General features: G+C 43.2%; 7 protein-coding genes. 2 read left to right on the top strand and 5 right to left on the bottom strand.

The window, feature by feature from the left end; all coding sequences use genetic code 11:
* The first annotated feature begins 156 nt into the window (after positions 1 to 156).
* The gene (locus AAW12_RS11140; protein WP_046673701.1) at positions 157 to 645 is read left to right on the top strand and encodes an META domain-containing protein; all 489 of its coding nucleotides are present in this window, start codon (positions 157 to 159) and stop codon (positions 643 to 645) included.
* Between the two features lie 749 nt (positions 646 to 1,394).
* Here the strand turns inward: AAW12_RS11140 and AAW12_RS11130 are convergent.
* Genes AAW12_RS11130 through AAW12_RS11115 form a run of 4 tightly spaced genes read right to left on the bottom strand, consistent with a single transcriptional unit; the run spans position 1,395 to position 10,747 of the window.
* A complete protein-coding gene (locus AAW12_RS11130; RefSeq protein ID WP_046673699.1) occupies positions 1,395 to 2,576 on the bottom strand; it encodes an RHS repeat protein in 1,182 nt (393 codons plus the stop codon).
* 45 nt (positions 2,577 to 2,621) lie between these two features.
* Positions 2,622 to 3,041, bottom strand: coding sequence for a hypothetical protein (locus AAW12_RS11125; protein ID WP_046673698.1), 420 nt, complete (start codon positions 3,039 to 3,041; stop codon positions 2,622 to 2,624).
* Positions 3,042 to 6,785, bottom strand: a complete 3,744-nt coding sequence (locus AAW12_RS11120; protein WP_046673697.1) for a DUF6443 domain-containing protein — start codon at positions 6,783 to 6,785, stop codon at positions 3,042 to 3,044.
* A 2-nt stretch (positions 6,786 to 6,787) separates the two neighbouring features.
* Positions 6,788 to 10,747: a PKD domain-containing protein gene (locus AAW12_RS11115; protein ID WP_046673696.1), complete on the bottom strand. Its 3,960-nt coding sequence runs from the start codon at positions 10,745 to 10,747 to the stop codon at positions 6,788 to 6,790.
* A 248-nt stretch (positions 10,748 to 10,995) separates the two neighbouring features.
* On the opposite strand from AAW12_RS11115, the gene AAW12_RS11110 reads away from it, so the two are divergent.
* Positions 10,996 to 12,168 carry a trans-sulfuration enzyme family protein gene (locus AAW12_RS11110; protein WP_046673695.1) on the top strand — a complete coding sequence of 391 codons (1,173 nt, stop codon included), beginning with the start codon at positions 10,996 to 10,998 and terminating at the stop codon, positions 12,166 to 12,168.
* An 89-nt stretch (positions 12,169 to 12,257) separates the two neighbouring features.
* Here AAW12_RS11110 and tpx read toward each other — a convergent pair whose 3' ends face one another.
* Entirely contained in the window at positions 12,258 to 12,758 is a 501-nt protein-coding gene (tpx, locus tag AAW12_RS11105; protein ID WP_046673694.1) for a thiol peroxidase, read from the bottom strand.
* Positions 12,759 to 12,873: the final 115 nt, after the last annotated feature.

Genomic DNA, 12,873 nt, shown 5'->3' with positions numbered 1-12,873 from the left:
AAGTATAGGGCAGAAAAAGGAATGTTTTTTCTGAACGTATCTGTCGTATCAATGAACTCGCTACGCTAGCGTATTGACCAGAAAGAAGTTTCGGGTTGCTTTCATGGATATAGATACTGACGAAATAACAAAAGTTTTATATTATTAAAAATGATTATGAGAGGAAATTTAATGATTTTAGCGGTTGCATTGGCGTTTTCAACAATCGCATGTAACACAACTGGAAAAAAAGCTGAGGCAACAGGTTCCGGCGACACGGCTACTACCGTCCAAAAACCGAGCACAGTGGACAATGCATCTTTGGAAGGCACCTGGGAACTTAAATCCTTGACCACAGCAGAGACAGCAGGAAAACAACTTAAGGATTTATTTAAGGACAAAATTCCAACATTGACTTTCAATACAAAAGACCATAAAGTAGATGGCAACAATGGTTGTAATGGTATTGGTGGAACCTACGAAAGTGAAAAAGGCAATTCGATCAAAATTGGTGATAAATTGGTTTCAACCATGATGCACTGTGAGAATGCAGCTTACAACGAATTTATGAATGGTTTGAAGTCTACGACAAACTTCGATGTACGGGATAACGAGTTAACGTTCATCTCTGGCGACATCGTCGTGATGCAATTCGTTAAAAAATAGGTTAGTTTAAGGTAAAAGAGGAGGCCGGTACATGTACCGGCTTTTTTTTCTTTAATTGAACGCACTCTTCCATTCAGAGCCGCTATAGTCTAGGTTTCTGTTTGCCCCGCTCGGTACCACCGCACCCGGAAACTACAGCCCGAAAGGATAATAACTATTTTCCTGACGGACCACCTCCACGCCCGACTGCTCTTCAAAACTGACCCGTACATTGCCCTGATGATCTTTAAGCATATACTCTGGCTTCCCCGCCGACTGTATCGTCGTCCTATTATAGGTTTACACACCATCATCATTGTCGTATTAGTACTTAATTTTTAAAAATAAGCCCAATATTCATTAATTACCACCACCTATTAACCTGACCTCCTTTATAAAATGCATAGCCTATCATTGAAGCAAAAGACAATATAATATATAAGGTTGACATCAGATAATAAAGATTCATTTTATCTCGGTTTATACTATAGAGTTTGTTGTTTACTTCCTCATAATTGGTAATCTTAAAGTATCTAAGATACAGGCAAGATATCATTACAAAAAGAAATATTAATATAGAATATTTATATTCAATTAGTGACCACACAAACAATCTTTTTGTTCTTAGAATAAAAAACACCAAAGCAATATTACACATAAAGACTGCAGACAATAAAATTAATCCACTTGTTTTAAATATATCTTTATCTCTCTTCTTATAAAAATTACAGCAAACAACATACATACAATCTAAAAACATCATTTTTCTTCTATTCAAATAAACTATCAATATGTTGACCTATATCCCTATCCGTTGTAGCAACAGAGATTGTATTTAAAATAAAATATCCCGCAGCTACACTTGAACCAACTCCTGTCAACGCCAAGCCTGACATGGCCAAATCTAAAGAATTGGAGGTAGTAAAACCGTTCATATAGATATCCCCTACTGCGAATGCAATACCCGCTGCACCAATCACATTCCCAGCTGTTTTTAATCCGGCAGCAATTTTACCTGCTTTAACTGTACTCATTTCAAAAAGCGGCTGATGGACAATCGTTTTTCCTAGTATTTTCTTTTCGAAAATTATTAATGCTCTCGATCCCGCGTTTGGCTTGAAATATAAGCTCCCGCGTTTAAAAGCATTTTTGAAAGGTAAGGAAGCTGACAAAAGATAACCGGAAGCTTTCCGACCCCATGTCGCGATATCTTTTTCAGAGAAAATATCCTGCTCCCTTGCATTATTCCAATAATTCGCAACTTGCGCTTGTGCCTGAGAAACCCAAGCCCCACTATTAAATCCTTGTCTATTAACAGCAACTTCATTTAATCTGTAAAATTTTTCTGCGACCTGGCCAACATTACTTGAATTATATCTAGCGGCAGCAGTTTCATAACTGCCAGCCCAACCAGAATATGATCCCCAACTGTTGTTTTTAGTCATCATCGACGACGCAAAATAAAACGCCGCTTCCGACGAACTGAATTCTGCTACGTCCCAACCATTTTTGGCGGGTGTAATATATGCACCATTACCAGCCGTAAATGACATAACATAATTCCAAAACTCTCCGTATGGCCCCGTTATCCCGCCGCCGCTTCCAGGCGCTGCCTTCAATCCCAATGGATTATTAAACAGCAATGGATTGTTGTAGGCATAATGGTACGTACCATAACCCGCACTGCTCAGCGTCAATGGATCCGGACTTAAAAAGCGCCCCAGGGCAGGATCGTACATCCGGTGGTCTGTCCGGTAAAGATCGGGCAGATTGCTGAACGCATTCTCCCATTCGGACCCGCCATTGTACAGGTTCCTATTTGCCCCGCTCGGTATCACCGTACCCGGAAACTGCAGCCCGAAAGGATAATAGCTGTTTTCCTTTCGGACAACCGCCACGCCCGACTGCTCTTCAAAACCAACACATACATCGCCCTGGTGATCCTTGATCATGTACTCATATTGAAGTAACGAGGTGGTCTCAGATAATTCCTAGCTTCAGCTTGACATTACCTCATCAAACACATGTTCATTTAAATAAAAAATTTTAAATAAAATAGGCGTAGCTAAGACTATTGAAAAAATTATTGGCATAATTATATTTCGTGTATAAATTCCAAAGGCTAAAGTAAGACCGACAAGGGAAAGATAGTAATTAATTGATGTTAAGTAGTTTAGTTCTATCTTTGTGTTGCCGGTAGTGTCTTCATGGAAAATAAATTTTCCTTCGCCTATTCTAGTATGAAAATCTGACCGTGATCTTCTTCGATTACTTAATTCATCTTCAACAAAAGTTATATATCCAGTACCCTTTTCAGATATTTTATAGGAATTATTTCTCAGGTATGTATAAATCTTATTCTCTAATTCTATAAGAGAAATATCTACGGTTCTTTTTATTTTATATTCAAAATTCATTTAATAGCCTCCTTGAAATTTCATTGTATTAATATATCTTTGAGTGGAACCATCTCCTGGCAGCATATAAACAGGACCGATCCAAGTTGTTACACCAACATTCAATGCTCCTGCTCCACGACTTTCTTTCATAAAGTTAAGCGATGCTGGTGCAAAACTCAAACCAGCACTCCATACTGCGTAGTTTGATCCGATTCCACCACCAATTGAAACAAAGTCAAAAGAAGCAGACATTCCCTTTGATAAACCATTCCAATCGGAAAAGGTCGGAAGATTTTTATTATTTGTCGAATAAATAAAGAAAAAATTATGTGAGACAGAGGGGGATGCAAAACCAGGTGAATAGTAAACGGTCTTATAATTTCTTGCCCATCCTTTATCAGTAATGAGTGTTCCTATTTCGACATTTCCTCCAATAGTTGAAATTGACGCTCCTGCTACAAAATTATAACCCCAGCTGATTTGCCCATATTTAGCTAATTCATCTGCGTGTGGATCAATTGTAGATCCGGTTTCTTTGCTCGAGGAACTCCAAAGACTTTTATGTTGCGCGTACGCTTGAGAGATCCAACTTCCGCTATTAAACCCTCGTCTATCAACGGCAACTTCATTTAATCTATAAAATTTTTCTGCGACCTGGCCAACATTATTTGCATTATATCTAGCGGCAGCAGTTTCATAACTGCCAGCCCAACCAGAATATGATCCCCAACTGTTGTTTTCAGTCATCATCGACGACGCAAAATAAAACGCCGCTTCCGACGAACTGAATTCTGCTACGTCCCAACCATTTTTGGCGGGTGTAATATATGCACCATTACCAGCCGTAAATGACATAACATAATTCCAAAACTCTCCGTATGGCCCCGTTATCCCGCCGCCGCTTCCAGGCGCTGCCTTCAATCCCAATGGATCATTAAACAGCAATGGATTGTTGTAGGCATAATGGTACGTACCATAACCCGCACTGCTCAGCGCCAATGGATCCGGACTCAAAAACCGCCCCAGGGCCGGATCGTACATCCGGTGGTCTGTCCGGTAAAGATCGGGCAGATTGCTGAACGCATTCTCCCATTCGGACCCGCCATTGTACAGGTTCCTATTTGCCCCGCTCGGTATCACTGTACCCGGAAACTGAAGCCCGAAAGGATAATAGCTGTTCTCCTGACGGACAACCGCCACACCCGACTGCTCTTCAAAGCTGACACGTACATTGCCCTGATGATCCTTGAGCATATATTCGGGTTTCAGTACCCCGCCTACGTTACGCACTCTTCCTTCAACCATGCTAAAATACGAAATTGCTCCGTTTTCATACACAAATCCGCCAATATAATCCAGGGTTTTAACCAATGTACCACCGTCATAATGCCGGGTACGCAAAAGGGTTCCGCTTGCCGTATAGGTATAATCAACGTATCTGTTTGTAGCCGTTGTAATGGTCGTTTTTGCGGTGAGCCCCAATACATTGTAAGCAAAGGAAAGTCCTTTCTTGGGATCAGCAGCAATAGCCCCCACGGCATCATAGCTATAAGCAGCCGTACTTCCTGTCAGGTTGCGGAAGCCATAGGTACCCAGGCTGCCCGTTGTACCCTCGGAGACATTGGTCATTTTATCCCCCGTATAGCTGTAACTGATATCGTCAATCGTTGTATTTACACCCGAAATTAACGCTGTACGCTGCAGGGTCATGAGATTTCCGTTGGCATCATAGGTAAGTCCCTTTTCATCGAAGCTCCCGATATTGCCCCAGGCTGCTGCTCCCAGCCGGTCTCTATATTGTGCCGACTTCATGCGGTCCTGAAGGTCATAGCCCATCAGATAGGACTTCTCTTTGGGGTTATTGTCGGAAGCTGTTTTTGCCCGCCATTTCACGGCCGAAATGCGTCCGCTGTAAAATGCCGTATTTCCCAAAGCTGCATCCACCTTATCATAGAGGAGCTCCATCCCGAACAGGTCATTGCCGTCATCGTTGTTATCCCCGGTCCCCAGATTACTGCTATTGATACTTAGCAGCTGCCCACGGATATTGTATCGGTAGTCGACCGACTGCAGAAAAGTTGACCCGCTATTGGTGCTGTGCAGCTTCTTATCGATCAGCTGTCCCATTTCGTTATAGCTGTAGCTCGCAATACGGATACTGGAACCACTATTATATTTCTCATCTATATATAGCAGACGCGCTGCGTGATCATATTGATAGCTATCATCCACCGTGATCGTACTCAAGGTCCCGGCAGAGGGAACCTTTCGGACAGTTCGCTTGCGCAGGGTCTTTCCTGCAAAATCAACTACCTTCGTTTCACTGTCCTCCAATGCCGTATTCAAATGATTGTTGGCCCTGATCTGTATGACGTCTCCTTTTTTACTGTAGAAACAAACAGAGGTAAGCCAGATATCGGCGAGTCCATCACCTAAGCTCCGCTGCCGCAGAACAGTCTGTCTCCCTTGAAGGGAACCTGTTGCAGTCATCTCGTCCTGTAAGCCCTGCGGTGCATAGCTGTAATCGGCCGTACCGTTGCGGTCCAGGTCATAATCGTCAAAATAGACGTAGCTCAGTGGCTCTATGGCTGTGGTAGGAAACACAAGATTACTATAATATCCTGTTGCTGCCGTATTTATCCTTTTTTCAGACCTATTTACGGCATAACTCAATCCCTGTACATAGCTCTGCATCGTAGCTCTTGTGGTATACACTGTATTGGTATACATACCCTGGCTTACCGCAACATTACGGGCATCGTATTTGATATAGTACCACTTATTGGATGCCCGTATACGGGCATCCTGAACGAGCACAACCCGGTCAAGTGGGTCGTAGATATAATAAATATCACCTGTTGCAGGTTCCCGTTTTTCGACGACCTGCCTCTTATTGTTATACCGGTAGCTATAGATCTGATCGATTATAGAGGACTGCGTAAGGGTCCAGTTACCCGACTGGCGCATGGCTGTAACAGCTTTCGGCGGAACAACATACCGCGCCTGTCCAAGATCATCGTATACGTAATAGGTATCCAGCCAGGTTTCCGGCTGTCCCTCTACAGTTTCATTGATATAGGAACGGCGCAGTACCGTATTACCTGCACGGTCGGTAAATAGCTGGGTCTTTTGACCGTCGGCAGCCTGCGTCTCCGCCACACGGAGTGCTCCCGGAGCAAAATTGGCGGCGGCAGTGCCATCAGCATTCCAGCGGCGTACAGCATCCGCAGTGGTATTGCTCCGATAAGAATAGGTGGTACTATGCTGCCCCGGCTGGAAGCCATCGCCGGTTGTCCCCATTTCCAGCAAACGGGACAGGGGGCTTTTCTCAAACAGCCTTGAGGTATAAGGTTTTGTGTCATTGGCAATTTTCTGCCCGGAAGTTGCATAAAAGCTCTGCTGTTCAGCTGCTGCATTAGAGCGGTATTCACCGGTAACAGAATTGGCCTGAAAAGGCATGAACTCTTTTTCCTGTCTTCCCTGTTTGTCATAACTGATCGTCTGTACAATATCCTTGCCCAGTGGACTGGCCTGGCGCTGTACCGTCTGAATGGGCCTGCCGAATCCGTCCAGGTAGCTCCGGGTACTCATGCGTTTGGTATAGTCCAGTGCCAGTACATCATCGATCGTCTTTACACCGCTTACCGTGACGATATCCTGCTGAACAAAATTTTGGGACAGTGTCTGACCTTTTGCTCCCGGAACATACAGCGAGGAAAGGCAGGCTCCTATTAGATATAAGATTATATTTTTTGTGTTCATGACTATTCGATCTCTATAAGTTCACAATCTTGCAGTTTTACGCTAACATCAATTCTTGGTTGGCTTGTTAGGTCCACATTAAATTGATAGACGCCCGGGGCAACGGCCCGGCACAGATCCACCGTGCCATAGCTGCAATGTACACTTTTGTAACCCTGCGGGTTATAGGATGGGTGATAACCGCCTGTAGTATACACTTTCACGGTGTAGGCGCCAGGAGGTACGGAAACATTGGCATTCCAGTTGTACCATAATTCTTGTTTTGAAAAGGTTTTATATAATGTGGACCCTTTATAAAAATCAACCTGTGTAATATCACCGCCTGACATTTCACCTATATGTGCTTCGACTATAGCGGTACTGTCATATGGTGTCACTGTGATGGATTTGGATGCCGTGTAGGTTCCATATAACGGGGATACCTGCTGCAAGGTGACGACAAAGTTTCCATTGCTGGTATATATATGTTGAACATCATTGCTGGTGGTTGTAACGGGAGCCGTACCATCCCCGAAATTCCAGATATACTTGCTACCGTCCTTGTTACGTAATACGCCATAGGTCGAAAAAGTGATCTGTTTATTGCTAGCAATTCCATCATGGTCAATATATAGCACACTGTCACTTAGATCATCTTTATTGACATAACTATTGGCCACCAAGATATTACGGTCAGCATCCAGGGTTTTCCTTAAACGGCCATAACCATCGTATTCATAAAACTCGGTCACGCCATTCAGCGTTGACTGCGAAGTTGAAATACCCCGATCATAATCTAAAGTATTAACGGTTATCGCAGTTTGCTCCGGAAAGAAATAAATATCGTCTATTGCCAGATTCTGGGAGGTCTGCAGTTTCGCAACAAAATCACCCGAAATCGAAGCAACGTAAATATACTGCTGATAAAATTTCCATTCGGTTCCACTTGCCACAAAAGGTACCTGGATACTCTGGACAGAAACACCGTTCACAAAAAGCTGCAGGGTAATATTACCCGCATTAGGAGCTTTTACCCAAAAAGAAAGTAAATACCGGTCTGTGCCCGCTTTTTTTGAAACGGTTCTGCTGAACAACGTTCCCGCTGGAAGGTTCAGGGAACGCTGACCGGTGCGGCCGTCATTTTCGTTCCAGGAATATGTAGATGACACCGCATCAGGGCTAAATCCACTTTCGTAGTCAGTTGTTAGATCCTCAAAAATATTTACGGACAGCTCCCTGACGGCAGCTCCGGTGGCACGGACATAGGGAAGGTGGCCGCTATACAATGTCGTCTGACTATTCCCCAGGTTATCATCTGATGTCAGCAATTTGCCATTTAGGCCATAGGCTGTATAATTGGCTGTGATCCAGTAGCGCGCATCAGAACTGAAATTTCCGCCCTGTACTGTAGACTGCTGAAAATCTGTTATTCCATCGGCATTCTGGAAAATTAGCTGCTGACCGGGTCTCTGATAAGTTAACCCCTGCCAGGTAAAAGTATTGAACTTGGTCAGCTGCGCAGCTATTGTTTTCACAGTTCCGCTGCGTTCAAGTGTACGCCAGGTCTCGATCGGAATATTGATCCCGCGGTCCTGCAGCTGCTTCATGGCAATAGAAGTTGCATCGCTAGCGGTTGTTAGATTATAGTCTTTCAGGAACTTCGTGTTATTTCTCAAGATTGACCCATCGCTGGCCGTAGTAGTCATCTGGGTCGCATAACTGTGCAGCGTGCTTCCATAGGTATAGTCGATCACCTTGCTTTCCTGAACGGTACCGTCGGTATTGAACAGCTGCTCTTTGCGGCTCTGCACAACTTTATCTTTGTTATATAAGACAGGATATTTCGTATAATAGACCGCATTGCCCACTGTCTCCATTTTAAGGGCATACATTCTGTCAGGTGTCTGCCTGCGTACATAGGTATTTGTGCTCTCTTTAACCTTCTGTCCGCTCTCGTTGTAGGATGTTTCGGAAATTAACTGGCCGCGTTCAAAACTAAAATCCATATTCGAGGCGAAAGGGTAGGTATTGCGGTCTGCAGCTAGGACTCCAACTGTGGCACAGCCAGTTCTTGCAAGATAGGACCAATTGGGAGTCCAGTCAGGAGCTGAACTCACATCAAAATGCATCGCTGGCCGGGTGAAACGGTACACGGTACTCCCCAGGTCGGGTGAACTCTGCTTGACCACAGCGTAAAGAATATTGTCCGGTTCTGCAGAAAGGTTTTCATCGGATCTGATGATGGATGCTTTCCATTGCTGTTCGGTTGTACCCCCTCCCGTAAAAGGTTGCATAAAGGCAAACTGGGGCAGGGCAATAGGAGCTCCGCTGGACTTGCCTGTTGCAGGATCGGTATAGTCATAGGTGCGTATTCCGTCATTGGTCGTCAGGCCGTCTTTATCTGTAATCTGTTTGACCCTTACACCGCCGCCGATAACATCCACACCTGCCTGGGCATCGTAAAATTGCTGTGGCTCGTAAGTTATTTCCGTAGTACCACCATTTTCGTAAGTGACAGCTCGGAGCATACCATTTTTCACCCGGTTAATATCCGTTGACCGGGCATTCCCCGTTAGGGTATAGGGATAGGTGGCTGTTAGCCCTGCTGGCAGATAAGTACGGATGCGGTCATGGGCTGAACTAGATGGATTGAGATAAAGCTGGGGATTCAGTGTTGAAGCCGAACTGCTGTTGTAATAACCCCATGCATCCAGTTGAGTAGAGGCAGAATCTGGCAGATCAATATTATAAGCAGAGAAATCTAAAGAGGTCAAACCATAATAGTCGAATTTGGTATCTAACTTTTGTCCATTGGCAGAACCCAAGACTTGCTTCAGAAAATACCGCTGATAGTTACCATTAGCCGCTTTCGCATAGCTAAATGACACCTTCCCAATTGTTTTCCAGAAGTTTGCCGGTGGATCGATCGGAACAATCTCGGATTCGTAAGAGCTTAAGGTAAGATCGCTTACCATATAGGTACGCGTGAATTGGTTGAAATCATGGGAGATTTTGAGCTGCTGAACCCCCAAATTGTCAGGTTTACCCGAATAGGTAACCTCTGTCAGCAATACCGGAGTATAATAATCTTCAATCCGATATTGTATTGTCTTGGTATTGGAATCTCCGATATAGAAGGCGACGTCCCTTCCCATATAAATCCGGCTTAACTCGCTGTAACCAAAGGATACATCATTACCATTATTATCCGTTATTTTGCTCAGATACCAGTTGCCATTATAACCGATTGAATTTTTGTAAAGATCATACTGTCGTTTCTGGTAGAGGATACCGGAGAGATTGGGGCTTGTTGCCTGACGAACAAAGCGCTCCGTCACATTGAATTCATAGGTGAGCCCCTGGTCCGTTTTCACAACGATACTCTGCATGCCAAAGCCCGTGGAGGAGAGCGTATAACTCACTTTCAGGTCGGATTTGTCGGTAGATACCAATTGATTTCCTCTAAAAATTAGAGTGGCAGAAAGACCCGGCGCGTTTAGATGAAAAACATCCGGTTCCATATCCCATAGGGATGAAAAATTTGTCTGGAGATAGGTTAAATCTGTGGTTTCATCAGGACAGGTTGTTTTGTTATTGTCATTGGAGATATTGAAAGCTGCAATCTTGGCTTCGTTTCCACTATAAAGCCAACCAGCACGTCTATCTGCTCCTGTACCTTGATCGATCTCATCAGGAAGATCACGGAGCTCTCTGGAGATTGAGCCACCAATGGATACATTCCAGTTTATCCCTGCATTTCCTTCTGAGGCTTTCACCTTAACCCCATTTCCGTAATAGGAGAGATTGATCGGGATCTGGATATCACCCCGCTGGATTAAATAGAGCGGAATATTCATCTGGGCACCACCTGTTAAAGGGGATACATCGACGTGTTGACCATAGCTGTCGCCAGGAAAAATTGTGGCAATCACTCCCGCAAACAACAAACTGAAAAACCAGTTCACTTTAATATTGGAATACATAGAAAAATAGGATTTTCTCGGTTAATAAATTATAATTTGGCTGTTATAAAAGCTATCTTAAATATAGGAAACTGATTCTGAATTTTCAAAATCTTATTAACTATTAATCAGAAGTAAACAAAGATTTGCGTTCCACAATCAAACTCTTCTACAAGACAATGAAATAACATTATAAATTTCATAAAATTAAATGATTTCATGACCCAAAAATGTGGATATAAAAATTTCATCTCGTACCTTTACACATCATGAAACAAGATCAATCTAAAATCATACGTGAACAGGTCGATCGTTCAGCACTTCGCGAACATTCGACTCCTTTATACCTTACATCAAGTTTTATCTTCGACAGCGCTGAACAAGGTCGGGCGGTCTTTGCTGGCGAAGAGGATGCAATGATTTATTCCCGCTATGCCAATCCAAATACTTCTGAGTTCATCAACAAAGTTTGTATTCTTGAAGGCGCAGAGGCAGGGTTATCTTTTGCATCAGGTATGGCAGCAGTATTTGCCTCCTTTGCAGGCATTATCGAAAGTGGAGACCATATCGTTTCTTCACGCGCGATATTCGGTTCCACGCATCAGTTATTTACGGAACTCTTCCCACGTTGGGGTGTTACCACAACTTACGTAGACGCTGCTAATCCTGAAGAATGGGAAAAAGCGATTCAACCCAATACGAAAATCATCTTTTTGGAATCGCCATCCAATCCTGGTTTGGAACTGGTTGATTTGGAATGGTTGGGTAAATTCAAAGAGAAATATCCCCATATCATTCTGTCGATCGACAACTGCTTTGCTACGCCTTATCTTCAGAAACCGATTCAATATGGATTTGACCTGGTTATCCATTCGGCCACCAAATATATGGATGGGCAAGGTCGTGTCTTAGGTGGAATTGTGGTTGGAAAACAAGAGCTAATCGACAAATTGATGTTCTTCATTCGTCATACAGGTCCAGCACTCTCCCCATTCAATGCATGGATCATATCAAAAAGTTTAGACACGCTGGGCATTCGTATGGACCGCCATTGTTCCAACGCATTGGCTTTGGCCGAGGCATTGGAAAATCATCCGGAAATTGAGGATGTAAAATATCCATTTTTACCAAGCCATCCACAATATGAGCTGGCAAAAAAACAAATGAAAGCTGGTGGCGGTATTGTAACCTTTGTTGTCAAAGGTGGTTTTGAGCGAGCAAAAGCCTTTGTGGATCATTTGGAAATGATTTTATACACCTCTAATCTAGGAGATTCAAGATCAATCGCGACGCATCCAGCCTCCACCACACACTCAAAATTGTCAGAAGATGAACGCTTGAACTTAGGCATCAAACCGGGCAGCATCCGCCTGTCTGTGGGGCTAGAAGACCAACAAGATATCATCAACGACATCTTGCAAGCATTAGAAAAAACAAGATAAACATTCGCTTAGTTATAGTTAGCGAATATACATCAACTAAAAAAGCCTTTGCATAAGCAAAGGCTTTTTAGATTATTCCAAAGTTATTCTTAATTCAAAGATGCGATCGCTGCCGCGTAGTTTGGCTCGTCAGCAATTTCTGCAACTTGCTCTTCATACAACACTTTTCCAGTTTCATCCAATGTAATGACAACACGGCTCAACAAACCTGCCAACGGTCCGTCCGCAATAGCCAGTTGATAAGCATCTGAAAAGTTTGAATCTTTATACTCCGATAATGTCACCACATTATTTAGACCTTCTGCTGCACAAAAACGACCTTGTGCAAAAGGTAGATCTTTCGATATACATAACACAACAGTATTATCTAACTGCGATGCTTCTTTATTAAATGCACGTACGGAAGCGGCACAAGTTCCGGTGTCTACACTAGGGAAAATATTTAATACAATTTTTTTTCCTTTGAAATCCGCTAGAGATTTATCGGAAAGATCGCCTGCAGTTAATTTAAAATCAGGAGCTTGCTCGCCAACTTGTGGTAAACTGCCTTTTGTGTTTACTGGATTGCCTTTAAAAGTGATTGTAGCCATATAATATGATCGTTTAATTTTTAGTATCCTTGCACTTAAAGGTACGAGCAAAAAAAATATTACACAACATTTATTAATTTTAGTCAAACATTTATTATGTTAGCATTGTATTTGA

Origin of the sequence: Sphingobacterium sp. Ag1 (assembly GCF_000988325.1) — a bacterium.
Classification (GTDB): Bacteria; Bacteroidota; Bacteroidia; order Sphingobacteriales; family Sphingobacteriaceae; genus Sphingobacterium.
Note: the sequence above shows the minus strand (reverse complement) of the source record. Positions and strands in the feature narration are given on the sequence as shown.